The organism is Acinetobacter sp. (assembly GCF_036659555.1).
Lineage (GTDB): Bacteria > Pseudomonadota > Gammaproteobacteria > Pseudomonadales > Moraxellaceae > Acinetobacter.
Map to the genome: position 1 here is coordinate 4571 of NZ_JAVXCI010000028.1, position 25876 is coordinate 30446.

General features: G+C 49.1%; 25 protein-coding genes and 2 tRNA genes. 13 read left to right on the forward strand and 14 right to left on the reverse strand.

The window, feature by feature from the left end; genetic code table 11:
- Nucleotide 1: 1 nt before the first annotated feature.
- A complete protein-coding gene (locus RSA72_RS05590; protein ID WP_332632854.1) occupies nt 2-1450 on the forward strand; it encodes an amino acid permease in 1449 nt (482 codons plus the stop codon).
- A gap of 75 nt (nt 1451-1525) precedes the next feature.
- Nucleotides 1526-2734 carry an alanine racemase gene (gene alr / locus RSA72_RS05595; RefSeq protein ID WP_443098285.1) on the forward strand — a complete coding sequence of 403 codons (1209 nt, stop codon included), beginning with the start codon at nt 1526-1528 and terminating at the stop codon, nt 2732-2734.
- A gap of 355 nt (nt 2735-3089) precedes the next feature.
- Here alr and RSA72_RS05600 read toward each other — a convergent pair whose 3' ends face one another.
- From RSA72_RS05600 to RSA72_RS05610, 3 genes are all read right to left on the reverse strand, one after another.
- Nucleotides 3090-3788 (reverse strand): pirin family protein, encoded by a 699-nt coding sequence (locus RSA72_RS05600; RefSeq protein WP_332623795.1) that lies wholly within the window; start codon nt 3786-3788, stop codon nt 3090-3092.
- A gap of 120 nt (nt 3789-3908) precedes the next feature.
- Nucleotides 3909-4955, reverse strand: coding sequence for a hypothetical protein (locus tag RSA72_RS05605; RefSeq protein WP_332623794.1), 1047 nt, complete (start codon nt 4953-4955; stop codon nt 3909-3911).
- 211 nt (nt 4956-5166) lie between these two features.
- The gene (locus RSA72_RS05610) at nt 5167-6387 is read right to left on the reverse strand and encodes a L,D-transpeptidase family protein (protein WP_332623792.1); all 1221 of its coding nucleotides are present in this window, start codon (nt 6385-6387) and stop codon (nt 5167-5169) included.
- Nucleotides 6388-6594: 207 nt separating this feature from the next.
- On the opposite strand from RSA72_RS05610, the gene hemE reads away from it, so the two are divergent.
- The 5 genes from hemE to RSA72_RS05635 all read left to right on the forward strand — a co-directional run bounded on the left by hemE (nt 6595) and on the right by RSA72_RS05635 (nt 12793).
- Entirely contained in the window at nt 6595-7665 is a 1071-nt protein-coding gene (gene hemE / locus RSA72_RS05615) for a uroporphyrinogen decarboxylase (RefSeq protein ID WP_332623790.1), read from the forward strand.
- A gap of 31 nt (nt 7666-7696) precedes the next feature.
- The gene (locus tag RSA72_RS05620; RefSeq protein WP_332623789.1) at nt 7697-8512 is read left to right on the forward strand and encodes a DUF817 family protein; all 816 of its coding nucleotides are present in this window, start codon (nt 7697-7699) and stop codon (nt 8510-8512) included.
- A 136-nt stretch (nt 8513-8648) separates the two neighbouring features.
- On the forward strand, nt 8649-9119 hold the full coding sequence (locus RSA72_RS05625) for a DUF3015 family protein (protein WP_332623788.1): 471 nt from the start codon (nt 8649-8651) through the stop codon (nt 9117-9119).
- Between the two features lie 102 nt (nt 9120-9221).
- Complete coding sequence (locus tag RSA72_RS05630; protein WP_332632856.1) at nt 9222-11108, forward strand: Lnb N-terminal periplasmic domain-containing protein; 1887 nt, start codon at nt 9222-9224, stop codon at nt 11106-11108.
- A 317-nt stretch (nt 11109-11425) separates the two neighbouring features.
- A complete protein-coding gene (locus tag RSA72_RS05635; RefSeq protein WP_332622442.1) occupies nt 11426-12793 on the forward strand; it encodes a diguanylate cyclase in 1368 nt (455 codons plus the stop codon).
- Between the two features lie 159 nt (nt 12794-12952).
- On the opposite strand, the gene RSA72_RS05640 is transcribed toward RSA72_RS05635, so the two are convergent.
- The 7 genes from RSA72_RS05640 to RSA72_RS05670 all read right to left on the reverse strand — a co-directional run bounded on the left by RSA72_RS05640 (nt 12953) and on the right by RSA72_RS05670 (nt 19260).
- Nucleotides 12953-13312 (reverse strand): cupin domain-containing protein, encoded by a 360-nt coding sequence (locus RSA72_RS05640; protein ID WP_332622441.1) that lies wholly within the window; start codon nt 13310-13312, stop codon nt 12953-12955.
- A 161-nt stretch (nt 13313-13473) separates the two neighbouring features.
- Nucleotides 13474-14022: a GTP cyclohydrolase I FolE gene (folE, locus tag RSA72_RS05645; RefSeq protein ID WP_332622446.1), complete on the reverse strand. Its 549-nt coding sequence runs from the start codon at nt 14020-14022 to the stop codon at nt 13474-13476.
- A 94-nt stretch (nt 14023-14116) separates the two neighbouring features.
- The gene (locus tag RSA72_RS05650) at nt 14117-14800 is read right to left on the reverse strand and encodes a Smr/MutS family protein (protein WP_332622439.1); all 684 of its coding nucleotides are present in this window, start codon (nt 14798-14800) and stop codon (nt 14117-14119) included.
- Nucleotides 14801-15004: 204 nt separating this feature from the next.
- Nucleotides 15005-15811: an indole-3-glycerol phosphate synthase TrpC gene (trpC, locus tag RSA72_RS05655; RefSeq protein WP_332622438.1), complete on the reverse strand. Its 807-nt coding sequence runs from the start codon at nt 15809-15811 to the stop codon at nt 15005-15007.
- Between the two features lie 18 nt (nt 15812-15829).
- Complete coding sequence (trpD, locus tag RSA72_RS05660; protein WP_332622437.1) at nt 15830-16876, reverse strand: anthranilate phosphoribosyltransferase; 1047 nt, start codon at nt 16874-16876, stop codon at nt 15830-15832.
- A gap of 17 nt (nt 16877-16893) precedes the next feature.
- Nucleotides 16894-17478, reverse strand: a complete 585-nt coding sequence (locus RSA72_RS05665) for an anthranilate synthase component II (protein WP_068911190.1) — start codon at nt 17476-17478, stop codon at nt 16894-16896.
- 273 nt (nt 17479-17751) lie between these two features.
- Entirely contained in the window at nt 17752-19260 is a 1509-nt protein-coding gene (locus RSA72_RS05670) for a TerD family protein (RefSeq protein WP_332622435.1), read from the reverse strand.
- 719 nt (nt 19261-19979) lie between these two features.
- Between RSA72_RS05670 and glnA the strand changes: the two genes are divergently transcribed.
- The 5 genes from glnA (at nt 19980) to RSA72_RS05695 (ending at nt 23793) form a co-directional block, all read left to right on the forward strand.
- Nucleotides 19980-21395 (forward strand): type I glutamate--ammonia ligase, encoded by a 1416-nt coding sequence (gene glnA, locus RSA72_RS05675; RefSeq protein ID WP_171404881.1) that lies wholly within the window; start codon nt 19980-19982, stop codon nt 21393-21395.
- Nucleotides 21396-21484: 89 nt separating this feature from the next.
- The gene (locus RSA72_RS05680) at nt 21485-21760 is read left to right on the forward strand and encodes a hypothetical protein (RefSeq protein ID WP_332622433.1); all 276 of its coding nucleotides are present in this window, start codon (nt 21485-21487) and stop codon (nt 21758-21760) included.
- 59 nt (nt 21761-21819) lie between these two features.
- Nucleotides 21820-22320 (forward strand): chorismate--pyruvate lyase family protein, encoded by a 501-nt coding sequence (locus RSA72_RS05685; protein ID WP_332622443.1) that lies wholly within the window; start codon nt 21820-21822, stop codon nt 22318-22320.
- 8 nt (nt 22321-22328) lie between these two features.
- Nucleotides 22329-23210 (forward strand): 4-hydroxybenzoate octaprenyltransferase, encoded by an 882-nt coding sequence (ubiA, locus tag RSA72_RS05690; RefSeq protein WP_332622432.1) that lies wholly within the window; start codon nt 22329-22331, stop codon nt 23208-23210.
- 307 nt (nt 23211-23517) lie between these two features.
- On the forward strand, nt 23518-23793 hold the full coding sequence (locus RSA72_RS05695; protein ID WP_332622431.1) for a hypothetical protein: 276 nt from the start codon (nt 23518-23520) through the stop codon (nt 23791-23793).
- Nucleotides 23794-23869: 76 nt separating this feature from the next.
- On the opposite strand, the gene RSA72_RS05700 is transcribed toward RSA72_RS05695, so the two are convergent.
- The 4 genes from RSA72_RS05700 to RSA72_RS05715 all read right to left on the reverse strand — a co-directional run bounded on the left by RSA72_RS05700 (nt 23870) and on the right by RSA72_RS05715 (nt 25092).
- A complete protein-coding gene (locus RSA72_RS05700; RefSeq protein WP_332622429.1) occupies nt 23870-24313 on the reverse strand; it encodes a DUF2726 domain-containing protein in 444 nt (147 codons plus the stop codon).
- A 60-nt stretch (nt 24314-24373) separates the two neighbouring features.
- A tRNA-Asn gene (locus tag RSA72_RS05705) sits at nt 24374-24449 on the reverse strand.
- 103 nt (nt 24450-24552) lie between these two features.
- Entirely contained in the window at nt 24553-24858 is a 306-nt protein-coding gene (locus tag RSA72_RS05710) for a hypothetical protein (protein ID WP_332632858.1), read from the reverse strand.
- A gap of 158 nt (nt 24859-25016) precedes the next feature.
- Nucleotides 25017-25092: transfer RNA gene (locus RSA72_RS05715), tRNA-Asn, on the reverse strand.
- 249 nt (nt 25093-25341) lie between these two features.
- Here RSA72_RS05715 and RSA72_RS05720 point away from each other — a divergent pair.
- The gene (locus RSA72_RS05720) at nt 25342-25794 is read left to right on the forward strand and encodes a hypothetical protein (RefSeq protein ID WP_332622427.1); all 453 of its coding nucleotides are present in this window, start codon (nt 25342-25344) and stop codon (nt 25792-25794) included.
- The last annotated feature ends 82 nt before the right edge of the window (nt 25795-25876 follow it).

Sequence of the window (25876 nt, forward strand, 5' to 3'; positions counted from 1 at the left end):
TTTGCTGGGCGGGCATCATTATGAGTCGGTTGAAGAAGAAAAATTAGAGCGGTCGCTGACCAACCGGCATATCCAGATGATTGCCATTGGCGGCGCCATCGGCACGGGTCTATTTATGGGTTCAGGCAAGACACTGGCGGTGTCGGGCACTTCCATTATTTTGACCTATTTAATTATTGGCTTTTTCTTCTTCTTCGTCATGCGCGCGATGGGAGAGCTGCTGCTTTCCAATACCAACTATAAGTCCTTTGCTGACTTCGCGACGGCGTATTTAGGGCCTTGGGCGGGATTTTTCTTAGGCTGGTCCTACTGGCTGAGCTGGATTGTCACCGCAATTGCCGATGTGATCGTGATCGGGGGCTATGCCCAATTCTGGTATCCCGATCTGCCCGCATGGATACCGGCTTTCAGTTCAATCGCCATTTTAACCCTGCTGAATTTTGTTGCGGTTAAGCTGTTTGGCGAAGTTGAATTCTGGTTTGCCCTGATCAAGATCATCGCGATTATCATGTTCCTGCTGGTTGGTGTGTATTTAATTACCATCGGCTTTGTTTCTCCGGACGGCGTGAAAGCTTCTTTGGCGCACGTGGTGGAGAAAGAATCGCTGTTCCCTTACGGCTTGACGGGCTTCCTGGCCGGCTTCCAGATTGCGGTGTTCGCCTTTGTCGGCATTGAGCTGGTCGGCACAACTGCAGCCGAAACCAAAGATCCGCATACTGCTTTACCGCGCGCGATCAACTCGATTCCATTGCGCATTTTATTGTTCTATATCGGCGCATTGGTGTGCATTATCGCGGTCACTTCATGGTCGCATATTTCTCCAGACAAGAGCCCATTTGTTGAAATGTTTACGCTGATCGGCCTGCCTGCCGCAGCCAGCATTGTCAACTTTGTTGTGGCGACTTCCGCCATGTCTTCGGCAAACAGCGGCGTTTTCGCCACCAGCCGCATGCTGTTCGGCTTAGCGGTTGAAAAAGATGCGCCTAAGAGCTTTGGCAAGCTGTCAAAAAGCAAAGTGCCGGTCATCAGCCTGCTGTTCTCAATGTTCTGCGTGGTTGCAGGAACGTCTATTCTGTTTATTGTGCCGGATGTGATGACTGCATTTACTATCATCTCAGCCTTTACGTCCATTTTATGTATTTTTACCTTTGCCATGATTATTCTGTCTTATCTGGCATACCGCAAAAAAGCCCCTGAGCTGCATCAGCAGTCTGCCTATAAAATGCCGGGCGGCGTATTTATGGCGTGGTTCACCTTGCTATTCCTGATCTTTGTGGTCGCAATTTTGGCGCTTGATCATGACACCATGATTTCCTTGGCCTTCTCTCCAGTCTGGTTTATTGGCCTGGGTATTGCCTACTACTATAAAACTAAAAGATATTCAGAGCGCGCATGGATTCTGACCCATGGCAGACGCATAGAACCTGATGAAATTCAAGAAAACAACTAAAACTTAGCAGAGGGGGGAAACCCCCTTTTTTATTATCGCCGCAAGGAGCGCTTCACTTTGAAAAAAACCGCACTATTGGCCTGCCTGCTGGGAACAGGCCTGCTTAACGCAAACAGCAGTTTTGCTGCCCCATTATTAACCCCGCATCTTTCAGCTGTGCAAGCGGCGGCGCCGCAGGCCAATGCATGGGTTGAAATTAATGTGCAGGCCTTTGAACAGAACATTCAAACCCTGCAAAAACAGCTGCAGGATAAAAGCCAAATTTGCGCGGTGATGAAAGCCGATGCCTACGGCCATGGCATAGAAATTCTGATGCCCAGCATTCTGAAGCTGAAGGTGCCTTGTGTGGGCATCACCAGCAATGCGGAAGCCGCGGCGGTGCGCCAATCCGGCTATCAGGGCAGAATTTTAAGGCTGCGGGCAGCCACCGATCTGGAAATTCAAAATGCGGCCTCCTTAAAAATTGAGGAGCTGTTCGGCAACTATGAACAGGCGCAGCGCATGTCCCAATGGGCGAAGCAGCAGGGGCTGAGCCTGGCCTATCATCTTGGATTGAATGCCGGCGGCATGGACCGCAACGGTTTGGAACTGAACAGTAAAGCAGGCCAGCAGCAGGCCCTCAGCATGGTGAAATTGCCGAATCTTCAGCTGGCGGGCATCATGACCCACTATGCGGTGGAAGATGAAAAATATGTGCGGGAGCGCTTGGCTGTGTTTAATCAGCAAACGGGCTGGCTGATTAAAAAAGCCAAGCTGAAGCGTGAAGCGCTGATCCTGCATACCGCCAATTCATTTGCGACATTGACGGTGCCTGAATCGCATTTGGATATGGTGCGCGCCGGCGGTGTAATTTACGGCGACAGCATTCCTGACCGCACCGAATATCAAAAGCTGATGAGCTTTAAAACTCAGGTGGCAACGGTGAATGCCTATTTAAAGGGCACAACCGTCGGCTATGATCAGACGTATACCCTCAAGCGCGATTCCTTATTGGCGAACTTGCCGCTTGGCTATTCAGACGGCTACCGGCGCGCCTTCAGCAACAAGGCCTATGTGCTGATCCGCGGCCATAAAGTGCCTGTGGTCGGGCGCACCTCAATGAATACCACCATGGTGGATGTCACGGATTTTCCGGATATCCGCGCCAATGATGAAGTGGTGCTTTTTGGCCGGCAGGGGGCTGAGCAGGTCAAGCAAAGCGATTTGGAAGATTACAACGGCGCGCTGCTTGCGGATGTGTATACCATGTGGGGCAATTCAAATCCTAAGGTTGCGGTGCGTTAAGCAGCTTGAAGCGGTTAAGCTGTAAAAAAGCCCCGGTCTTCCGGCTGTAATGCCAGTCAATTAAGCATTTTTAATCCTCCCCTTGCGCAGCAGTGCTGCTCACCTTTTTCAAAGGAGGGAGTATTTCGGAACTCAATACGGTATTGAATTCAAGGGTGTTCCCCTCTTTTTCCTTGCGCTATATATGGCTCAGGGTTAGGGGAGATTTATTAATCAGTCATAATGAAATTACGCTTAACTGATCAGTATTACCTGTCTTCCGGCTTGGACTTCCTGAAAATCTGGAAAGGGAAGCGGGGCCTGAACCAGCCATCCCAGCCTTAGCAAATGCGCTAGGGCTGCTCGCCGCTTGGCCTTAATTTTTCGCTTCAGGCAAGTCAAACCAGATCACTTGAGCATCTTCAAGCGCTGCAATTTTTGCTGATTCAGTAAAGGCAATCGCATCGCCGGCATTTACCGTATGTTCCGCCACCTGAATTGCGCCGGAAATGACATGCAGGTAATTGATCCGCTGCGACGCTGCCACATCCAGCGTCTGCGCCTTTTCAAGCAGCGCCGACTTCACTTCGGCCTGCTGGCGGATGTGCATCAGCGCATCCGCATTGGGGCCTGCAATTACATGCCACTGGTTCGGCTGTTCGCGCGGGTCGCATTTAATCTGCTGGTATTTTGGGGCTGCATTGCGCTCATTGGGATGAATCCAGATTTGCAGCATATGCACCGGAATATCGCCATTATTGATTTCACTGTGCTGCACCCCGGTGCCGGCGCTCATCAGCTGCCATTCGCCGGCGGAAATATGGCGCTCATTGCCCATGCTGTCGCGGTGCGAAATGGTGCCGTCCAGCACGCAGGTTAAAATCTCCATATTGTCATGCGGATGCATGCCAAAGCCGTTATGGGCGGCGATCAGGTCATCATTAATCACCCGCAGCGCGCTGACGCCCATATATTTAGGGTTGTGCCAGCTGCCGAAGGAAAAACTGTGCTTTGATTCCAGCCAGCCCATTTTCACATGGCCGCGTTCACCGCTGCGGTGCAGATAAGCATTCATGGCGCTGTTCCTGTAATAATTTTAACTTAAGGCCATTTTAGTGTTTTAGACCCGCAGCAAAAACAGAAAAAAGGCAATGCAGTGTTGCATATCTGAGATGCTTTACGGCATTTGCTGCATCTATTTTAAATCGCAGAAACGCTGCCTGAAATCCGCCCATGCATAAGATTTGCCGCTTTCATAGGCGGTTAAAAATGCCTGATGCAGCGCCGGCTGCTTCTGCATCCAGTCATTGCCCCAGCGGATGCCTTTGGGCGCGGCTTTATCGTGAAAGACCCAGTAATCATCCAGGCAGCTGCTGGATTCAGGCGGGCTGTTTTTCCGCGAAGCATCGTACTCATCTTGCATATTTTCCACATTGATGCTGCCTTTGTTTTCCCGCAAGGCGGCCCGCTCACTGAGCGTCAGCAGGCGGTTTTCGGTATGCTTTTTCAGTTTGCCGTTCTGGTATTCATAGCGGTATTCGATGTCATAAGGCTTGAGCGTTTGATAGGCTCCGGGCGTGCTGGTGGTGTATTCAATCACATTGTCTTTATATTCGCCGGTGCTTTCATCCAGTTTTGGCCCAAAGCCAAAGCCGTTCTCAGGGCTGGGCGCAGCAAACTGGGCGCGGTGCAGGATTTTGCCCTTTGGCGTAACCTCTATCAGCTCATAGCTGGTGCGGTAATAGTCAGAGGCGAAACTTTTGCTGAATGCGCTGTTGCGCTTCAGCTCTGCGGGGGTATGGAAATAGCGGCTGCGGAAAATCAGCATCAGGTTCCTGCCGCTCGGCTGAATACTGAAAAGCTGATGATCCTTTAATTTGTGCTGCAGCTGCGGCTCAATATGGATTGCTTGGCGCGCTGAGCCGTAAGACTGCGCAAGCGCAAAATCCGCTTCATTATTCTGCAGGCTGTAAAAGAGCGCAGGATTTTTGCCTTCGGACAGCGGATAGTAATCAACGGCTTGCCTGCCATTGATGACGAAGCGGCGCAGGTTGCTGAGGTAATGCTGTGAAGTGTCCTGATGCGGGTCATAGTTTTTGCTGCGGACTTTTTTACGGTCTGACCAGTTTGCCGGATAGATTGAATCATCAGCATCCCCTAATGAGGCGTCAATATAAATAACCTGCTGAATTTCTTCTTCCAGTTCAGCATGCGACAGTGAGTTGAATGAGCCAAGCAGCATGGCAACTGCCAGAAATGGCCAATAAGGCTTAAATAGAGGGCGCATGGGGCAGAATACCTGAATTGTTCAGTGCTGTGATCAAAGGCTGTTTTTATAAGGATAAGCCTGTTAATTTTTCTAATTTTTAAATGCCGGCCGAAGCTTAAGGCTGAAACTAAAAAGGCGCTCCGCCCTGAAGCGGAAGCGCCCTTGCATGCTTAGCGTGCAATGATCACTCTAAGAATTTAACCGTTACGCCGGATTTGACTTTTTTGCCCAAATCGTTGGCATCCCAGTTGGTCAGGCGGATGCAGCCATGCGATGCAGTCTTGGAGATTGCAGACGGGTTAGGCGTGCCGTGAATGCCGAATGACCTTTTGCTTAAGCCGATCCAGATATTTCCCACAGGGCCGTTCGGGCCAGGCGGCAAAGACAGCGGCTTCAGGTTCTTGCCCTGCACAAAGTTGCTTGGCGAATAGCTGTACCAAGGGTTCGGCGCTACGCCGGTCACTTTATAGGTGCCTGTCGGCGACGGCGTATCAGAGCTGCCGATGGTTGCAGGGAAGGAGCCGATCATCTGGTTGCGGCTGTTGAACAGGTACAGCTGCTTGGCGCCTTTGTGCGCCACGATCAGATGAATGTCTTCCGGCACTTCATTGCGGATATTGGCCACGACAATTTTTTCGCCGGCTTTGCTGAAAGTTGCCTTAGGATTCAGTTTCTTTAAGAAATCTTCATCCATGTGGAATTTTTCACCCAGCATTTCAGTTACGCGGGTGTAATACAGGCCTTTCATTTTGGACTGCAGCGCGTAATCGCGCGGAATGGATTTGGCATACGGGCCGTCAAGGTCTTTCTGCGTAATGGTGTATTCAATAAATGCCGGTTTGCTGCCCTGCTTTGCCACTAAGGCATCCCAAGTTTCCTTAGTCAGCGTGCCTGTCGGCTTGATGCCGTTCATCTGCTGGAAAGAGGCAATCGCTTTCAGGGTATTTTTGCCGCTTGAACCGTCAATTGCGCCCGGCGAAGCATGGGCATTGTTCAGCATGACATGCGCGCGCGCATACACAGGGAATTGGCCCTTGCCGATATTGTCATACCACTGCGCATTGTTGATGCCGTCTAAAGTCCAAGAGGCTTTAGCCGCAGGCGCGGATGACGGCGCAGCCGGCGTGGACGCCGTTGGCGAAGCGCCTACAGGCGCAGTTTGATCTTCAGTTTTTTGCAGATCGTTCAGCGTTTTGGACGCCTGATTTAAATCTTGTTGTTCTTGAGCTGTAATTTGTGCCGGAGCTGCCGATGCTGAATCTACAGCCAGCGGATCAATCGGATCTTGAACAGCAGCATTTTTAATGGCTTTTGGATTTAATGGCTGTTCAGCCGCAGATGCGGCGAAAGCTGTACCCGCAAATATGCAACTTAAACTCAATGCGAGCATTGTGCGAACGAACATGTAACTCAACCTTAAGGATTATTCATTTACTATGTGTGAAAAAACGTTAGCAAGTATTGCAGAAAAAATCTGGAGATGCAGTATTTGTTTTGTGTAAATGTCATTTTTGCCTTTGATCAGGGCTGAATTTTAAAGCAGAGAGAAATTATTAAATTTGAAGGCTTTTTGATATGATGAACGCCAAGTTGAAACTAGATGGGAAAGTAAATGACGACCTTAAAGAATGACCGTTTCCTGCGCGCTTTGCTCCGCGAGCCTGTAGATGCGACACCTGTATGGATGATGCGTCAGGCGGGCCGTTATTTACCGGAATACCGCGCAACCCGCGCGCAGGCCGGCGACTTTCTGTCGCTCTGCAAAAATACCGACTTTGCCTGCGAAGTGACGCTGCAGCCGCTGCGCCGCTACGATCTGGACGCGGCGATTTTATTCTCTGACATTTTAACTGTGCCGGATGCGCTGGGCCTGGGGCTGTATTTTGAAGCCGGCGAAGGGCCGAAATTTCACAAGACCGTGCGCACAGAGCAGGACGTGGCGAATTTGCCGGCGTTTAACGCCAAAGCGGATTTGGACTATGTGATGAATGCGGTCAGCGCGATCCGCTCCGCGCTTGGCGGCCAAGTGCCGCTGATCGGCTTTTCCGGCAGCCCGTGGACTTTGGCGACTTACATGATTGAAGGCGGTTCCAGCAAGGATTTCCGCTTCAGCAAGCAGATGATGTATGCGCAGCCTGAAGTGATGCATGCCTTATTGGACAGATTGGCTGTCGCAGTGACGGAATACCTGAATGCGCAGATTGATGCCGGCGCGCAGGCTGTGCAGATTTTTGACAGCTGGGGCGGCGCTTTGGCGCACCGCGAGTACATTGAATTCTCACTGAACTACATGCAGAAAATTGTGTCAGGCCTGCAGCGCGAAAAAGACGGCCGCAAAGTGCCGGTTATCCTATTCACCAAAGGCGGCGGCCAGTGGCTGGAGCCGATGATTGCGACCGGCGCAGACGCTTTTGGCCTGGACTGGACCACCCCGCTGCATGTGGCGCGTCAAACCGTTGCCGGCCGCGCGGCGCTGCAGGGCAACTTAGACCCGGCTACGCTGTACGGTTCGCCGCAAGCCATTGCCAAAGCAACGCAGGCGATGCTGGATGACGCCTATGCCAATGGCGAAAAGACCGGCTATGTCGCCAACTTGGGCCACGGCATTACCCAGTGGGTTGATCCTGCAAATCCTACAGCGTTTATTGATACCGTGCATGAATACAGCGCCAAGTATCTGTAATTGGATTGGGCGCACAGGCATTTAAGATTCAATGGTGACCTCAGTTTTAAAATCATGTTTTGAGTTCTCATTTAAGGCAGCTTCGGCTGCCTTATTCGGGATACTGCTTTTAATCGCCTTTGTGGTGACGGCGTCAATGGGCAGCCAGGAATTTTACGGCTTTTTCCGCTATGACTATCTGCTGTTTTATGCGCTGGCCATTCAGGCCTGCCTGCTGTATTTGAAGCTGGAATCCTGGGCGGAAGCCAAAGTGATTGCCTTGTTTCATCTTCTGGCCATGGTGATGGAAGTCTTTCTGACCCATCCGCAGATTGCCTCCTGGCAGTATCCGCAGCCCGCGGTATTTAAAATGATGACTGTGCCGCTGTTTGCCGGCTTTATGTATTCCGCGGTCGGCAGCTTTTTTGCGCGCTCCTTGCGCCTGTATCAGGTGTCTTTTGAACGGCTGCCGGGCTTTGCCAATATGCTGGCGCTGGCGCTGCTGTCCTATATCAATTTCATGAGCAAATTTTTTGTTTCAGATATCCGCATGCTGCTGTTTGCCTGGAGCATGGCTATTTTCTGGAAAACTAAAATCAGATTTCAGCTGCAGCTGCATCAGCTGCAATTGCCGATGCTGCCCGTGCTGATGCTGCTGGCGTTTATTATCTGGATTGCAGAGAACATCAGCACTTTCTATAAAATCTGGCTGTATCCAAGCCAGGTCGATGCATGGCATATGGTAGGCTGGGGCAAATTAGGCTCATGGTACCTGCTGCTGCTGCTGAGTCTGGTTCTGGTGCTGAAAATACTCGGCCGGCGCGATGCAAACGGCAGCTGGTTTATTAAAGATAATATGAATCAATAGCTTAATTTATACCTTTTGTCTAAATTTGTTTTGCGTTATCTGCGGGATGGCGCTAATCTACAGCAGTGCGAAAATTGCACAGTTTTAAATAACTCTAAGATTAAAAACATTGGAAATGATTTCCTGGAGAAATGCGATGTTAAAAAAATTAGCTTTAGCTGCAGTTTTGGCCGCCGGTTCCACAGCGGCTTTTGCAGACAGCGACGCCGGATGCGGTATTGGTTCTCAAGTATGGGCTGGCCAGTCAGGCAAGGTTCCAAAAATTTTAGCAGCAACCACCAATGGCCTTTTTGCTAACCAGCTGTTCGGTATTACTTTTGGCACTTTAGGCTGCAGCGGCACAGGGACAGTCACTGCGCAGGCAGTAACATTCACCAATGAAAACGCCGAATCTTTGGCGCGCGATATGGCGGTTGGCCAAGGCGAGAGCCTGAATGTGCTGGCAGAGCTTCTGAACATTAAAGCCGAAGATAAAGCGCGCTTCTTTGCATTGTCCAAAGCCAGCTTCTCTGAGATCTATGCAGCTGAGAACGCAACCTCAGCTCAAGTGCTGGCATCGCTGCAAAGCGTGATGGCGCAAGATGATGTGCTGAAAGCCTACGTTTAATCCGCAGCAGCAAAGCCTTGCCGTTCCGGCAGGGCTTTGCTGTTTTTACCCGCCGCAGTTTCCGCTTCGCTGTAAATTCCGATAAGCCATAAAAAAATATAAATGAAATCAATTGCTTTATTTTGCGCCTTTGCTGTTTCCAGCCTGACTGCCGCTGATGGCAGCGCTGCGTCCAGCGCGGCTTATGTGCAGAAGGCAGGGCAGCTGCAGCTGGCATCCGCAGTGACTTGGCAGCGGCTGATGTATGCCGGCGCTGCAGGGCAGAGTGAGGTTGGCTATTCCGGCTATTTTATGGCGCCTGAAGGCCGGCAGAATCTGCAAAAAGAGCTGAACGCCAATATTCAGGCCTTATTTCAGGCTGCAGAAGCGGATCAGTCTGTACGCTGCCGCTTTCCGGCGCGCAGCCAATGGCTGATTGAGCAGCTGCAGATTCCGCCGCAGCTGTTGCCCCAGGCCGACTGCCCTGAGCTGGACAGCTGGTTTGGTAAAATCAAGCCTTATAAAGCCACGCTGATTTACGCCACAGACTTTATGGGCAATCCCAGCTCAATGTTCGGCCACACACTGCTGCGGATTGACCCTAAGGATCAGCAGCAGCTGAATTTAGTTTCTTATGCCATCAACTATGCTGCGACGGCTGCCAGTGCCGACAGCTGGTCTTTTGCATGGAAAGGCTTAACGGGGCAGTATCCCGGTGAATATTCACTGATGCCGTATTACCGCAAGGTGAAAGAATACGGCGATTTTGAAAGCCGTGATTTATGGGAATATGAGCTGAATTTAACTGAAGCTGAAACCCGGTTTTTGGTGCAGCATATTTGGGAAATGCGCCAAGTCACCTTCCCTTATTATTTTGTCAGCGACAATTGCGCTTACCGCCTGCTTGGACTGCTGGATTTAGTCCGCCCTGAACTGAATTTAACGGCTCAATTCAATACCGCATCTATTCCGATAGAAACAATAAAGGCCGCCGCGCAGCAGGGCTTAGCGGCAAAGACGGTTTACCGCCCAGCCTTGGAAACCCAGCTTTTGGCTCAGGCCAAGCAGCATGGCAATCTTTTGGCAAAATCCGCCCATCAGCTGGCATTTTCAGAACCTGCCCAGATGGCTCATCAGCTGGCTGATCATGCCGAGGCTGACAGGGCAAAAATTCTGGAAATGGCCTATGACGACCTTTATCTGCGTTTAACTTCACGCAAGGCAGAGGGCGGCTTTGCCCAGCCGCGCCTGCGCCAGCTGCTGGTATTGCGCAGTCAAATTCCGCTGGAAAAACAGCGTCAGGATGCAGCGCGTCCGCATGCCGACCCGAGCAAGGGGCATCATGCGCGCAATTTATCACTCAAAGCGGGTGAAGTGCAGGGCGATCCATTTATTGAGCTGGGGCACCGTCAGGCCTACCATGATTTGATGGATCCGCAAGGCGGTTTCCGCACCGGCACGCAGCTGATGTTTTTGGACGGTTCAATTCAGTACCGCAATGAGCAGTTCAAGCTGAACCATTTCGATTTCCTGTCGGTCAACTCCTATAACCCGGTGACGCCTTTTAAAACGCCATTAACGTGGGGCTTTAATTTGGGCTGGCAGCAGGAATCTTTAGATTCAGCTGGACAATTCACTGCGCAGGATCAGCATGGCGTGGCCAGTTTAAAAATGCAGGCCGGCTACAGCTGGGCCAATTCAGACCGCACCCATTTGTGCTATGCGCAAATGCAAACTCAAATACAGGGCGGCAAGGCTTTGGAGCAAGGCTGGAGGGCAGGAGCTGGGCCGGCAGCCGGATGCCAGAATGTATGGACGGATAAGATGAATACCTTGGTGCAGGCTGAACTGCCTTATTGGCCTGACGCAGCGCAGTGGAATTTAAAGCTGGGCGCGCAAGTTCAGTACGCGCTGGATGCGCAGAATGCATTGCGCCTCGGCTGGGAATATCAGCAGCAGAATGGCCTGAATTGGGATAAAGCCAGTTTGGGATATATCCGTTTTTTCTAAACGGAAAGCGCTGAATGCTTGGGCCTTTCTGCAGGCGTTCAAAAGCATCAGAATTCAAAGCATTCAGCATGCAGGCGGGAGTTCCGGGCCTGCATCGCTGCCGGAGTTTATTAAAATCCGGGCACTGCAGCGGAGCGCCGTGAAATGGCCTTATTCGGCGGCGGGGCCGGAAGGAAATAAAACCTTTAAGCGGAAATGAATAATCAAGCTCTGCCGCTAAAGCTTTAACTAGGTCACATCAGCGGGATTATGTATAATTTGCTGTATTAGTAAACTTTTTTGTTTGCACATTTTCTCTGGCTGCTGGAACTGAGTGTATGAATACTGAAAGCGTTGACGTGCTTGCGAAACAATGGGAAGCGATTTGCAGTGACTATCCAGCAGGTATTTTAAACGATACTTTTCAATTTATTCAGGCGCATTCTGAAGCGCTGGTCATTGAATTTTACAAAAATATGATGCTGGAAAAAGAGGCTTCATATTTTTTGTCCGACGATATCGTGCAGAACCGCTTAACCAAGACGCTGAACCAGTGGCTGATTGAATCCTTTAATGTGCCGTTCCAGCAGAACTTTGCAGAACTCACGGAAAAGCAGCAGACGGTAGGCAAAGTTCATGCGCGCATCGGCATTCCGTCCTGGCTGATCATGCGCGGCGTCAGGGAAATTGAAAAGAAAGTCTTTAGCCTGCAGTCTGAGGCCATGCAGCCGGAAAGCCGCGCTTTTTCCATGACCTGCTATATTTTTCAGGTGCTGGGCTTCTGCTCTGAAATTATGTGCCGCTCCTATGAGGTCAATGTCGAAAAAAGCAATGACATCAAGCACACCTACCGTCTGTTTTCCGCCATGCAGGATGTGGCGGTGCAAAAAGACAAGCAGCGCGGTTCCCTGCTGGACTGGGAAAATGAACTGATGTTCAAGGTCTTTTCCGACCAGCAAAAATTTACCCATCCGGCATTGTCCAAATCGGAGTTTGGCCTCTGGTTCATTCATAAGGCGGCCTATGCCTTTACCGGTTCCGAGCAGGTGGATGAAATTGTCGCGCGCATTTATGCAGTAGATCAGCTGAATCAGGCGGTTTTAGAATGTGAAGAAAAAGAGCGCACCATTCAGCTGATTCAGAACGTGCGCGGAAAAAACCGTGAAATTCAGCATTTGATTGATCAGCTGTTCCAGGTGGCGGAATACATCGACTCCGGCAATGACGCGCTGACGCAGCTGCTGAACCGGCGCTATCTGGATACGATTGTTTCGCGTGAAATTAATTTTTCCCGCAAAAACAGGGCGCCGCTGTCTTTGCTGGCCATCGATGCCGACTACTTTAAGCGCATTAATGATAAGCATGGCCATGCGGCCGGTGATTTGGCGCTGCAGTTCATTGGTGAAGTCCTGCTGGAGTGCGTCAGGGGCAGTGATTATGCTTTCAGAATTGGCGGGGAGGAGTTCCTGCTGCTGCTGGTTGACAGTGATTTGTCCCGCGCGCAGGAAATTGCAGAGAAGATCCGCCAGCGGGTGCAGGAAACAACCATCCGCACTGCGCTCGGCAGCAGCTTCAACTTTACAGTCAGCATCGGCTGCGCGCTGTATGATGGCCATCCGGATTACCAGCGCTTTCTGGACGCAGCTGACGCTGCGCTGTATGCCGCCAAGAACAATGGGCGCAATAATGTGTATTTAGCGCGGTAACGCGGCGGCCCTGAAAATGGCGCAATTGCGCTATTTTTATTTGAGGCGATTTGGACGCCGGGCTATGCCATTTTCCTGATCAGTATTCCATTAAAAAACTTGAATTGCGCCGCTGTCATTTGCAGTACAGCATCATCTGCTGCTTATGCGCAGTCCGGCTTAAACCTCGACAATCACATAATATTTTTTTACAGCTTGAAGCACTTCAAAAATCCCTTCAAATCCGGGCGGAATAATGCCGGCATCGCCTGCGCCAACTTCAATAACGATGCCTGAATGCTTGTCGTGCAGGCGCACAAGGCCTTCTATCACATTGAAGAATTCTTGCTTATTGCCGGAAAATGCAATATTCCATGCGCCGGCTTCACAGTGCCAAATGCCGCAGGCCATGTGCGGGTGTTCATACAGGCTGTAGGTATGGCGCTCAGGGTTGCCTTGGACTAAGCGGTCTGGGCGGGGGAAATCTACTGCGCATTCGCTTTGGGCCTGGCCTTGACCCGCTAACCATATTGCTGACATTGATGCTGCCTTATCAATCAAAAATAGATAAAAAAGAAAAAATGCAGTGTATCCGCAATCCTTAAATAAAAAAGCCCCAACTTTAGCTGAGGCTTGATATGCGCACTGAATCACTCAGATTAAGTTGAAATGTTCAGTGCGCGTTTAAATAAGCAGCGTTATCAGTAGCTTTCAGGCACTGCGCTCAGGAATTCGCGGCGCTCTTCTTTATTGGTTTTGAAATCGCCGACAAAAGAAACGGTGCGGGTGGTGGATTCCTGCTTGCCGACGCCGCGCATCATCATGCACATATGCGCTGAATCAATGACGACTGCAACGCCGCGCGCGCCAGTCACTTCCGCGACCGCTTCAGCAATCTGCTGGGTCAGGTTTTCCTGAATCTGCAGGCGGCGCGCGAACATTTCGGTAATGCGGGCAAATTTGGATAAGCCCAATACATTGCCTTCAGGCAGGTAGGCAATATGCACGCGGCCGTAAAACGGCAATAAATGATGCTCGCACAGTGAATAGAACTCGATATTTTTAACGAGCACCATTTCGCGGTTGTCGGAAGGGAAGACCGCATTATTGGTCACTTCTTCCAGAGTTTTGCTATAACCAGACGTCAAATACGAAAAAGCTTTAGCAGCACGCATAGGCGTATCTTTAAGACCCGGGCGATTCAGGTCTTCACCAACGGCAGTAAGAATGTTTGCGTAGGATTGCTGCATAGTCATAAAACGTGTTCACTTACACTGATATTGAACAAGGGCGGTATTGTAGCAGAAAACCATTGCAATGCCTGCTTTTGGGGGGTAAATCCGATTACTGTTTGAACTTCGGGTTTTTTTCTGCGCGTTTCAGCAGCACCAGAACCGCGCCAGTACCGCCCTGAGTTTCAGGCGCGCTGACAAAAGCCAGCACATCGCGGTGCTGGCGCAGCCAGCTGTTGACATGGGTTTTTAAAATGGCCTGCGGGCCTTTGCCATGCACAATTTTAATGACGTTCTGATTCTCATCTTTAGCCATTTGAACAATCTGCAGCACGGCGCTGCGGGCATCTTCAACCGTGCAGCCATGCAGGTCAACCGCTTCAAACCAGCGCAGATTGCCGGCTTTGAGGTCTTCAAATACACGGTGCTGCAGCGTGGCAATGCGGTAGCTTAATACGGCTTGGCTGGCGACCGGATTGAGCATGGCCTGCGTATCAGACAGCAGGGCGTCATCGGTTTCCATCGGGCCAACGGCTGAGGCGCGCTTTGCCAAGGTTTGCGCATCGGGCTTTTTCTTAATTTTTTTTTCAACTTTCGCAATATTGCCGGCATTCATTTTTTGCACGCCCTGCATCTGCTTGCGGAAGAAATCTAAATCTTCCTGCTGTTCCTGTTCCGGCGTTTTTTCTGCGGGCGCAACAGGCTCTGCTTTCGGGCTTGGCGTGCTGATTTGCTTTTTAAAGCCTTTCAGTAAATTGTACTGGTCTTTAGACAGCGAAGAATCGTGTTTGCTCATAATGGAAAAAACAGGGGAAGATGCAAAATTCAGGTAAATTATAGTCCGAAATGGCTTCGATTTGAACTGAATTGGATTCACATCGTTCTGAATGGAATTGATGGGAGGAATCGGTGAAGGGGAAATGCTGGCTGTTTCTGCATTCATTCAGCTGTGCATAAATTAAAGTTCAGGGCAACGCATCGCCCTGAACTTAATTGAATTTTAAACCGCTTTTGGCGTGCCGAATAATTCAGTAAACGCATGATCAGGACGCGGCTGCTTCATGAAGCTTTCACCGACAAGGAAAGCGTGAATGTCATGCTTCTGCATCATGGCGACATCGGCAGGCGTGGCAATGCCGCTTTCAGTGATCAGCAGGCGCGCCGGATCGAGCAGCTTTTTCAAGCGCAATGAAGTGTTCAAATCCACAGCAAAGGTTTTCAGATTGCGGTTGTTGACGCCCAGCAGGCAGCGCTCAGACAGCCTTAATGCGCGTTCCAGCTCCGCTTCATCATGCACTTCAACCAGCACATCCAGCTGATATTCAAAAGCGGTTTTAGACATTTCTTCCAGCTGCTGGTCTGACAGGCAGGCCGCAATCAGCAGAATGCAGTCCGCATGTAAAGCGCGCGCTTCAATCACGCCGTAAGGGTCAATCAGGAAATCCTTGCGCAGGGCAGGCAGCGCGCAGTGCGCGCGCGCAATCTGAATGTTTTCATCTGCGCCCTGAAAAAAGTCCGCATCGGTCAGCACTGACAGGCAGGCCGCGCCCGCATCTTCATATTGCTGCGCAATTTCTGCCGGGTTGAAATTTTCGCGGATCACGCCCTTAGACGGCGAGGCTTTCTTAATTTCAGCAATCACGCCTGGGCGCTTGCCTTGCAGGGACTGGGCAAAACCGCGCACCGGCGTGGCCGCCTGCGCCAGTTCTTCCAGATCTTTATAGCTGCGCTGCTTTAAGCGGGCGGCGAATTCTTCCTGCTTGCGGTCAACAATTTTGCCTAAAATGGTGTTTGCGATATCAACCATAATCTTTTCCTTGACCGCTTAAGCCGGGTACTGCTTTAAAGTTTTAGTGAATTCTGACAGCACGCTCATTTTTTCCAGCGCCTGGCCGCCGTAAATAATGTCATGCGCAAGGGCAACGCCCTGCTTGTAGGTCTTGGTTAAGCCTGCAACATAAATGCCGGCGCCGGCATTCAAGGCAATCATGGCGGCCGCTTTTTCGCCTTTGTCAGATTTTTTCTTGCCCAAGGCATCCTTGATCAGCGCCAGGCTTTCAGCAGCGCTGGCGACCGATAGGCCGGTCAAAGTCTGCGATTCAATATCCACAGCCTCAGGCAGAATTTCCCATTCGCTGATTTCGCCGTCTTTCAGTTCAGCGACATAAGTTGCAGAGGCGAGGCTGATTTCATCCAGGCCGTCTTTGGAATGCACCACCATAACGTGCTCAGCACCCAGCTGTTTCAGCACTTCCGCCATAGGGCGGCACAGTTCAGTGGAAAATACCCCAATCACAAAGCGCTTTACGCCGGCCGGATTCGTAAGCGGGCCGAGTAAATTGAAGATGCTGCGGAAGCCTAATTCCTTGCGCGGGCCGGCTGCATACTTCATGGCTTTATGATGGTTTGGCGCAAACAGGAAGCCGACGCCCATTTCACGGATGCAGCGTTCAGTCTGCTGCATGCTTAAGTCCAGATGAATGCCGGCCTGCTCCAGCAGGTCGGAAGAGCCGGATTTGGATGACACGCCGCGCCCGCCATGCTTGGCAATGGTCGCGCCGGCGGCGGCAATCACGAACGATGAAGCCGTCGATACGTTGAATAAGTTTTGCCCGTCGCCGCCTGTGCCGACAATATCCACCAAATGCGGCAGGTCGCTGACATCAATTTTAACTGCGAACTCGCGCATGACGCGGGCAGCTGCGGTAATTTCATCAATGCTTTCGCCTTTCAGGCGCAGGCCCATCATCAGTGCGCCAATCTGCGCATCGGTGGCTTCGCCGTTCATGATGGCGCGCATGACTTCTTCCATCTGCGGCTGGGTCAGGTGAATCTGTTTGGTAATATTGCTTAAAGCTTGCTGAATATTCATAGTCTTCGCTGCGCCCATTATGCGTAAATTTCTAAAAAGTTCTGGAAGATTTTGTGGCCGTGCTGGCTCAAAATTGATTCAGGATGGAACTGCACGCCTTCAACCGGCAATGTCTTATGCTTCACACCCATGATTTCTTCCATGGAACCGTCCTGTTCATTGGTCCAGCAGGTGACTTCCAGGCATTCCGGCAAGGTTGCCTGATCAATCACTAGGGAATGATAGCGCGTTGCGGAAAATGGGGAAGGCAGGCCGCTGAAAATGCCCTTGTCGCTGTGATGCATGTCCGATAAGCGGCCATGCATGACTTTCTTAGCGCGGATAATGCTGCCGCCGAAGGCCTGGCCAATCGCTTGGTGGCCTAAGCACACGCCAAGCAAGGGAATCTTGCCTGCGAAATGCTGAATAGCAGGAATGGAAATGCCTGCTTCGGACGGAGAGCACGGGCCGGGGCCAATGACCAGATACTTGGGTTGCCATCGCTCAATATCCTCCAGTGTGACGGCATCATTGCGAACGACTTTAACTTCTTGATTTAACTCGCCAAAATATTGGACGATGTTATAAGTAAAGCTGTCGTAATTATCAATCATCAGAAGCATTTCGAGCATAATCCTTTGAAATTAAATGTGATTCATATATGTGTGTAATTTATTACTCACCATATTGCTCACATTGCATAAAGTGCTGTTGAAAAGGGCATGAAAAAGCCACTTATTCAAGCGGCTATTTTATCAGTTTTAGCTTGTCTTGTGACAACTTCATTCACATAGCTATTTAAATAATAACTTCTCGGGCTGTCCTTGCTGGGTGAAATGATTTCACCTTTTTTGATCCGATCATAAAGTGTGGGTTCGCTCCACCCAAGGATGCTTTTAAATTCTGTCACTTTTACTTAAGTTGCAAGCTCTGCATAGCAGTTGAATATTATTTTCAGAATTTGAACCGCCTTTTGAAAAGGGGATAATATGATCAAATTCTAGATATGAAGTAGAGCTGCATTCCACACATCTTCCATTGCAGCGCTGCCAAACCGTATTGCGGATCTCTTGCGTTATGTGCCTGGTGTTGTTTGTGGATTGACGCAAATCAATTTGACGGTGAAAGCGTTTTACTGATTGCTCAATATACGCCTCTACTAGATCAGCATCTTTGCCGACATCGAACTCGCCTGAATTGTTGGCTGTTTTTGATGTAATGAAAATATAATTCTTATTGCTCTCGTAGGAGATAATATTGGATATTAGGATGTTCTTTGGCTTATCAGATTTGTAAATAATCCGTTCACTTGTGATAAAAAGGTCACCCCAATAACGTTCAGACTTGTTTGAGTTTTTACGCCGTACGGTGAATAGAACATTTCTTTGATGCAGGTAAATTAATTCTGAATTCTTGGTAACAATTTCATCGGTTTGAATTGGATGAACATCACCTTTTTTAATTTTTGCAATATTGTTAACTCTTTGTATTGTAGTTTTAATTTCTGAAATAACATTTTGATCTGGTTTGAAATAATCACACAAATCATTTATGAGCTCTTCTTCATCCTTGCTAACAATATGATCAGCAATAATATTAGCTAAGGTGAAATGCAAAAAGTTATGAATCGGCTGGCTTGATTGCTTGAATAATTGCTGTTTGTCTAACTCGTGTTTGATGCAAAACTCATCCAGTTGCTGCATTTCTTGGTGTGTTAATTTGCCGTTTAATAGGTATTGATTTAATTGCAATTGAAACTCTTTCTGTTTTTTGCGTTTTTCAATCAATTTCATGGGGGATAAAAGGAGATCCTTTAATGCATTTGTAATGTTTGGTGCTGCATTGCTGGTTATTGGCGGTATGTTGATTGGCGGTGATTCTTGATGAGGTGGCTGATCGTCCGCAATATCAACTCCAAAGTACTCAGCAAGAGATTTTAGCCCGCCATTGAAACCCTGAGAAATTAATCTAAATTTCCAATTTTGCCCATATCTGTAAAATTCACCAATAATTAAAGCAACCTCTGAACGGTTTTGCCCTGAAATTTTACTTGTTGCGATAGTATCTGGATTTTTAATCCTGATATTGAGGTGGTTGACGGATGAGAAATTTTTACGCTCATCTGCTAAGGTTGCACAAATTGCAATTTTATTGATTTGAGGGCTGATTTCTGCGAGATTGATTTGAAAAGAAACACTTGCTATTGCCTGGGTTAGTTGAATTGTTTGGGCTTTATTGTGCAGTTGGCCGTAGAAAATCATATCGTCATCACCACGGACTTTAGCATTCTCTGCTAGCGAGTATGCGCTAAAGTCGAGTTCAGAAGCCTCAACCCCGAAAAATTGGATTTCAATGTTTATGGGTGATGTTGGTATGATTGTGTTCGCCCCGGCAACTAGCTCCATTTTATTTTCCCTCTTGTTTCTTTAGCATAATTTCAATTAATTTCCTTAAATCATCAATTTTGTTATGGTTCTAGACTAACATATCTATTCTGCTCGTCTAGAATCAAGGATTTTTAAATTTACTTCAGGCTGCCTCCGCCAAGCGGTCAGCGCGCTTGGTCTTTTGCCTGTTTAAGGCGCAATTATTTCCGCTGTTCACCTAAATGGTGCATTTTTTAAAATAGCGCTTTTTGCATGAAAAACATGCAGAAAATGTGGCGTATTTTTTAAAGCGCAATCAGCAGCCCAGCAAGCGGTTAAAAACACCGCATTTGAATGCCGGAAAGTGCCGGCGCATCTGCTGGAGAAATGCTTTTAAGGTTTAATTAAGTGATTAAAAATACGTAAAAATATAAAAAACAGCCTTAATTTTCCAAGTTTTCAGACGAAACCGGCAGGAATTCCTGAAAGCTGAGCAGAATCCTTGTTTTTAGCGGCGCATGCACCAAACTGGAACACTATTTTGCGCTTTTAAAACAAAAGTAAAGGAGAGTGTTTGAATATAGTGCATTTGCTTTGACACACAGTATAATGAGCGCAAAGCAAAGCGCTGTAATCTTTAATTCTGATAATGAATTCAATATTTTATCTTTGCTTTTAAAAGTTGGTACGCTAATTGCTTTATAACGGCCAACGACTAACACGCACTGTCGAGTGCAACAAAAAATCATCGGAGCAAAATGAGCATGGCGAACAAGGTCCTACAACTCATCCAAGAAAGTGGCGCAAAATGGGTCGATTTCCGCTTTACTGACACTAAGGGCAAAGAGCAGCACGTAACTTACCCTGCAGATACCATCGATGAAGATACTTTTGAAGACGGCAAAATGTTTGACGGCTCTTCAATTGCCGGCTGGAAAGGCATCGAAGCGTCTGACATGATTTTACGCCCAGACGCAGCAACAGGTTTCCTTGACCCGTTCTTCGCTGAGCCTACAGTTGTTGTAACTTGTGACGTAATTGAGCCATCGACTGGCCAAGGCTATGACCGTGACCCGCGTTCAATCGCTCGCCGTGCGGAAGAATACTTAAAGTCTACAGGCATCGGTGATACAGCATTCTTTGGTCCAGAACCAGAATTCTTTGTATTTGACGAAGTGAAATGGGACATCGACATGTCTGGCGCGCGCCATACATTGATTGCTGAAGAAGCTGCCTGGTCTACCGGCAAAGATTACGAAGCCGGCAACTCTGGCCACCGTCCGCGCGTTAAAGGCGGTTACTTCCCAGTGCCGCCTGTAGATTCTTCACAGGACATGCGTGCGGATATGTGCGCACGCATTGAAGACATCATGGGCCCAGGCCGCGTAGAAGTGCATCACCATGAAGTTGCATCTTGCCAGCTGGAAATCGGCGTAAGCTTCAACACCATGGTTCGCAAAGCGGACGAAGTGCAGCAGTTCAAATATGCAGTTTGGAACGTTGCGCACCAGTATGCGAAAACTGCAACCTTTATGCCTAAGCCAATGGTCGGCGACAACGGTTCAGGCATGCACGTTCATATGTCGATCTCCAAAGACGGCAAGAACCTGTTTGCAGGCGATGAATATGCTGGCCTTTCTGAAATGGCATTGTACTTCATTGGCGGCGTGATCAAGCATGCCCGTTCTTTGAATGCGATTACTAACCCTTCTACAAACTCGTACAAGCGTTTAGTGCCGCACTTCGAAGCGCCGATCATGCTGGCTTACTCAGCGCGCAACCGTTCTGCGTCTATCCGCATTCCTTACGTTTCCAGCCCTAAAGGCAAGCGTATTGAAGCGCGTTTCCCGGATCCAATGATGAACCCGTACTTAGGTTTCGCTGCATTGCTGATGGCCGGTATTGACGGCATTCAAAACAAGATCCACCCGGGCGAAGCTGCTGACAAAAACCTGTATGACCTTCCTCCTGAAGAAGAAGCGAAGATCCCAACAGTTGCGCACAGCCTGGACATGGCGCTTGAAGCTCTTGAAGCGGATCATGACTACCTGCTGAAAGGCGGCGTGTTCTCTAAAGACATGCTTGACGCTTATATCGAATTGAAAACAGAGGAAGTTCGCCGTCTGAATACGACAACTCACCCGGTTGAATTCGACATGTACTACAGCCTGTAATTCTTTCGAGAACCGCACTGTAAAAAAACCCGCGCTTGCCGCGGGTTTTTTTGTATCATCTGTTTATCTTTAAAAAATAGATGAGCGATATGGCGCAGCGTAAGAAGCATACCAGTTTCTATCCATGGATCGACCCTAAAGACCATGACAAGGGTTTCAAGCTGAATTTTTCAATGGTGACTTATCTGGAAGTCGGCCGGACAGCGGAAGGCTATAAGCAGGCGGATTTTGTCGCATTGAAAAGCCCAGAGTTGGCGCTGGCATATGACTATCCGCAAAGTTTTTATCTGAGCGCTGAAGGCTTTATTTTAGTTAAAACCCCGCAGGGGGAATTCGAAATTATTGCAAAAACTGATAATTGTTAAAGACTGATTATTGAACTGAATCAGTTGAATTATTCATGAATGAAAAGCTCCATGGAGCAATGCAGATCAACAGCACAGGTAAAGTCATGCAGCATATTCCAGCTGAACTGAAAACATGGCTGTATGCGTCAGGTTCACTGACTCAGCAGCTTACAGGTTTGGCAGATGGCGAATTCAGCGTTCAGCCGGTGAAAGAGCATTTTCAGCGTTTAACTTTTTCCGATGCAAAATGGATGCGCATGCCGCCTCAGCATACCTCGTGGGTGCGTGAAAGCTATTTATACGGCTGTGAAGCCCAGCCTTGGGTCAGGGCTAAAAGCATATTTCCCATTTTAAGCCTGCAGCGCCGCGCGCGCCTGTTTAAGCATATCGGCAAAAAGCCGATAGGCCGCTTTCTGTTTCAGCGCACGCGTCCCGCCTGCGAGCGCCGTGTCATCCGGCTGGAAGATGGCTGGACGCGGCAGAGCTGTTATACTTGGCACGGCTGCAAATTTATTGTGCAGGAAACATTTTTAGCAGATTTTGAACAGTTTTTGCAAAAGCAAAATTCAGCGGGGTGAGGACAGTCATGACAGCTGCGCATCAGATTACTTGGCGTGAGCGCTTTGAAGCGTATTATTACCTATGCCGTTTTGATAAGCCGATCGGCACGGAACTGGTTTTTTGGCCAACGATGTGGGCTTTGTGGATTGCTGCGGAAGGCAGTCCGCCAATCGGCATTTTACTGCCGATGATCCTCGGTACAGTATTTATGCGGGCTGCCGGCTGCGCCATTAATGATTTTGCTGACCGCAAGGTTGATGCGCATGTGGAGCGCACCAAAAACCGCCCGCTGGCGACGGGTGTTATCAGTGGCAAAGAAGCCGTTTATGTGTTTTTGGGCCTGGTGCTTGCCAGCGCATGCATGCTGCTGTTTTTGCCGATTGCGACTTTTTACTGCGCATTTGGCGCCTTGTTTTTAGCGTTCATTTACCCCTTTATGAAACGCTATACGCATTTGCCTCAAGTGGTTCTCGGCATGGCTTTCTCTTGGGGAATACCGATGTCCTTTACCGCAATGGGCAAGCCTTTGGATTTAAGCTGCTGGCTGCTGTATTTCGGCAATCTGGCATGGACTGTGGCGTATGACACGCAATATGCCATTACCGACCGCGAATATGATTTAAAGATTGGCGTGAAATCCACAGCTATTCTGTTTGGCAAATACGATATTGAAATTATTTCCTTGCTGCAGGCGGCCAGCATTTTGCTGATTGGAGCTGCGCTGCATCTGCAGGGTTTGCTGATGCCTTTTGGCCTGATTGCCTTGCTGGCTGCGGCGGCTGACTTTGTCTATCAGTGGACGAAAACCCGCGGCCGCGACCCGCAGCGCTGCTTTTGGGCATTCCGGCATAACCGCTGGGTCGGCCTGATGATTTTTATCGGCATATTTTGCGCAGCATGGGTATAAATTATGGCTTAGCCTGAAGTTTTTTCTGTGAGGAAAAGCATTCGGGTTGAATGCTTAAACCATTTGCAGGCAGTCATAGCTCAAAAAAAGTTAAGGCATTTATTGCAAGAAGCCTTAACTGCTCAGAGGTTTTTCCAGCACGCGCCTGCGGAACTGGGCTGGATTATTTAAAGCTGAGGATTCATAGGGCTTTCTGCATCTTGGGCGCATATCTGCAAAGCCTGCGCTATTTTGCTTGAGCCTTTGAGCTAATTTGCTATATTGAGCCTCGAAAATCTTGATCCAGTCCTTCAGCGGGTAAATTAATATGTCACAGCCTCAGCCAAGCGAAACCAAGCCAAGCAAGAAAAAGATCATTATCTTGATGGCTCTGGGTTTGCTGATTCCTGTTTTTCTGGTCAGCATGGCCATGCTGGCGGTGAACAGCGATGCGAAAAATCAGCAGAAATATGCGCAGCAGAAAGCGGAGATGCTGAAGAAGATTCAGGCGCGTGAGGCTGCTGAAAAATTGCAGGCAGAGCAGGAGCAGACCGGCACGGCCTCTGAAGCCAGCGCTGCCCAAGCTGGCGGCGCATCAAAATAAAGCCGTGAACTTAAGTCAATGCGCCCTGCATTGGCTTTTTTATTGCGCTGTGTTCAGTCTGGCCGGAGCGCTGGCGCTAGAGAATGTCTTTCTGCAGCGCAGCCGTGCTGGGAATGCTGGTATAGCGCAGCACGCGGTAGCCGGCTTCCTGCAGCATGGCGTCGCGGGCGGCGTCTTCCTGCTCCTTGCCGATATGCGAAGGATCATCCAGCTCAATCACCGCCACCACATTGCAGTTTTTATCCAGCAGGACAAAGTCGGTCACTTTGCGGTTGAACTGATTGCGGACTTTATAGTTTTGGCTGGTAATGAGGGCGCTGAACGCCACTTGGGCCAAGACATGATGCTGCGGAAAAGCGCTGATCAGGCGGGCGTACATTTTGCTTTCAAATGGCGTAATGACGCGCTTGGGGAAGTATTTCTGCTTGCGCAGGAACAGATGAGGAAACAGCAGGCAGAATAATGCGAAACTGGCCAGGCAGCCGATAACGAAAAAAATAGTTTGAGTTAAATTGAACACTGCAAAAGCTGGCCATAAGAAAAAAGCCCATGTCGCAATGCATGGGCTTTTTTAGAATTTTGGCTCTCCCACCTGGGCTCGAACCAGGGACCTGCGGATTAACAGTCCGTCGCTCTACCGACTGAGCTATGGGAGAATCTGAAGCGGATTTTAGGCATCAAAGCGCGCCAGGTCAAGGACGAAAGCTGAAAAAACTCAAAATAACCGCTTAAGTGCGCCAAAAATAATCAAAATGCAGTTTAGTCTAAGGATTTTAAGCGCTTGAGGTAAAATTCCTTGCTTTGCGCCGGGCTGGCGTTTTTGCATTCTTTAAGCAATTGCATGATTTCCGCTTGCGTCAGCTGGGCGTGCGCCCGCTGCTGAATGCTGCGCAGCAGCGCTTTTTGGCTGGGCGGCAAATCGCGCGCGCACTGGTACAGCCGTTCATGCATCAGCACGGCGGCGGACTGTTTGTTTTCAGATTTTTGCGTGTACTGGAAAACGGCAAAAATAATGCCGATGACAATGCTCCAGAAAATTGCGGTTTTCAGCCAAGGCAGGTTCATCTTGTTTTCTTGCATTTTTGTAATTTTTGTAAAATAAACAGCATTGCGCCAAGAATCAATGCGGGCGGTCTGCGGTGCAGGACAGGGCTGAATCCGGCGCGGCATGAATTTAAGGCAATAAAAAGCCCATGTCGCAATGCATGGGCTTTTCAGAATTTTGGCTCTCCAACCTGGGCTCGAACCAGGGACCTGCGGATTAACAGTCCGTCGCTCTACCGACTGAGCTATTGGAGAATCTGAGTGCGATTATAAGGACATTTGGCAGAGGGTCAAGCAAAAACTGTCATGTTTCCATCATTTTTCAGCTGTCTGCTTTTTATTTAAACAAAAGCATCCGGATTTTTAAAATATGGCTTGAAGCTGTTGCAAAGCGGAAATTCACTTGCTAGTCTGAATTCAACAACTGAGTGTTTGAGTGAAAGCTTGAACAGTGTGGATTTAAACCAACTTGCCAGCACTAAATGGCTAAACAGGAGAAAGCGAATGAATGCGCTGACTATTTCCGATATTTTTTCCAATCTTGAATACTATAAAGAACAGTATCTCGCAATCCTTGCGCATCCTGAACGCTATTTTACGCCTGTAGAACACGCCTATGTGCAGATTTGGCCAGCCGCTAAGGAACAGCTGTATTTGGGCGACCTGCTGCAGCTTTGGCTGGGGGAGAAATGGCTGGTAAATTCAGAACAGCAGCCGCTTATCAATACGGTTTTAAGGGAAAAAGCCAAGCCTGCGCCAGAGTTTGACCGCTATGTTTATGCGCTGCAGGGCAGCCTGCTGACCGGGAAAAATACCGCGCAGGCGTGGTCAAATCATGCAGGGCAAAGCGCTGAACTCAAAGTAGGCAGCGTGTTCCAGTATTACTGCGTATTTAAAAGCCTTGCGCGCCCGCAGGTGCAGAAAAGTGCTTTAAATAAAGCCATAAAGCCGATCTAGCTCAATGCGCAAATACGCATAAAAGAATTTGGGGCTGTAGTAGATAAGATTAAATTTCAGCCCATTTTAATAGCATTTGAAG

What these genes read in the sequence shown, in the direction of transcription:
- RSA72_RS05720 (WP_332622427.1), top strand. Translation starts at nt 25,342, where the DNA reads ATGAATGCGCTGACTATTTCCGATATTTTTTCCAATCTTGAATACTAT.
- trpD (WP_332622437.1), bottom strand. Translation starts at nt 16,876, where the DNA reads ATGAATATTCAGCAAGCTTTAAGCAATATTACCAAACAGATTCACCTG.
- RSA72_RS05635 (WP_332622442.1), top strand. Translation starts at nt 11,426, where the DNA reads ATGAATACTGAAAGCGTTGACGTGCTTGCGAAACAATGGGAAGCGATT.
- RSA72_RS05695 (WP_332622431.1), top strand. Translation starts at nt 23,518, where the DNA reads ATGTCACAGCCTCAGCCAAGCGAAACCAAGCCAAGCAAGAAAAAGATC.
- RSA72_RS05625 (WP_332623788.1), top strand. Translation starts at nt 8,649, where the DNA reads ATGTTAAAAAAATTAGCTTTAGCTGCAGTTTTGGCCGCCGGTTCCACA.
- RSA72_RS05605 (WP_332623794.1), bottom strand. Translation starts at nt 4,955, where the DNA reads ATGCTGCTTGGCTCATTCAACTCACTGTCGCATGCTGAACTGGAAGAA.
- folE (WP_332622446.1), bottom strand. Translation starts at nt 14,022, where the DNA reads ATGCAGCAATCCTACGCAAACATTCTTACTGCCGTTGGTGAAGACCTG.
- glnA (WP_171404881.1), top strand. Translation starts at nt 19,980, where the DNA reads ATGAGCATGGCGAACAAGGTCCTACAACTCATCCAAGAAAGTGGCGCA.
- RSA72_RS05620 (WP_332623789.1), top strand. Translation starts at nt 7,697, where the DNA reads ATGGTGACCTCAGTTTTAAAATCATGTTTTGAGTTCTCATTTAAGGCA.
- RSA72_RS05650 (WP_332622439.1), bottom strand. Translation starts at nt 14,800, where the DNA reads ATGAGCAAACACGATTCTTCGCTGTCTAAAGACCAGTACAATTTACTG.
- RSA72_RS05670 (WP_332622435.1), bottom strand. Translation starts at nt 19,260, where the DNA reads ATGGAGCTAGTTGCCGGGGCGAACACAATCATACCAACATCACCCATA.
- hemE (WP_332623790.1), top strand. Translation starts at nt 6,595, where the DNA reads ATGACGACCTTAAAGAATGACCGTTTCCTGCGCGCTTTGCTCCGCGAG.
- RSA72_RS05630 (WP_332632856.1), top strand. Translation starts at nt 9,222, where the DNA reads ATGAAATCAATTGCTTTATTTTGCGCCTTTGCTGTTTCCAGCCTGACT.
- trpC (WP_332622438.1), bottom strand. Translation starts at nt 15,811, where the DNA reads ATGGTTGATATCGCAAACACCATTTTAGGCAAAATTGTTGACCGCAAG.
- RSA72_RS05680 (WP_332622433.1), top strand. Translation starts at nt 21,485, where the DNA reads ATGGCGCAGCGTAAGAAGCATACCAGTTTCTATCCATGGATCGACCCT.
- RSA72_RS05710 (WP_332632858.1), bottom strand. Translation starts at nt 24,858, where the DNA reads ATGAACCTGCCTTGGCTGAAAACCGCAATTTTCTGGAGCATTGTCATC.
- RSA72_RS05600 (WP_332623795.1), bottom strand. Translation starts at nt 3,788, where the DNA reads ATGAATGCTTATCTGCACCGCAGCGGTGAACGCGGCCATGTGAAAATG.
- ubiA (WP_332622432.1), top strand. Translation starts at nt 22,329, where the DNA reads ATGACAGCTGCGCATCAGATTACTTGGCGTGAGCGCTTTGAAGCGTAT.
- RSA72_RS05685 (WP_332622443.1), top strand. Translation starts at nt 21,820, where the DNA reads ATGCAGATCAACAGCACAGGTAAAGTCATGCAGCATATTCCAGCTGAA.
- RSA72_RS05640 (WP_332622441.1), bottom strand. Translation starts at nt 13,312, where the DNA reads ATGTCAGCAATATGGTTAGCGGGTCAAGGCCAGGCCCAAAGCGAATGC.
- RSA72_RS05665 (WP_068911190.1), bottom strand. Translation starts at nt 17,478, where the DNA reads ATGCTTCTGATGATTGATAATTACGACAGCTTTACTTATAACATCGTC.
- RSA72_RS05610 (WP_332623792.1), bottom strand. Translation starts at nt 6,387, where the DNA reads ATGTTCGTTCGCACAATGCTCGCATTGAGTTTAAGTTGCATATTTGCG.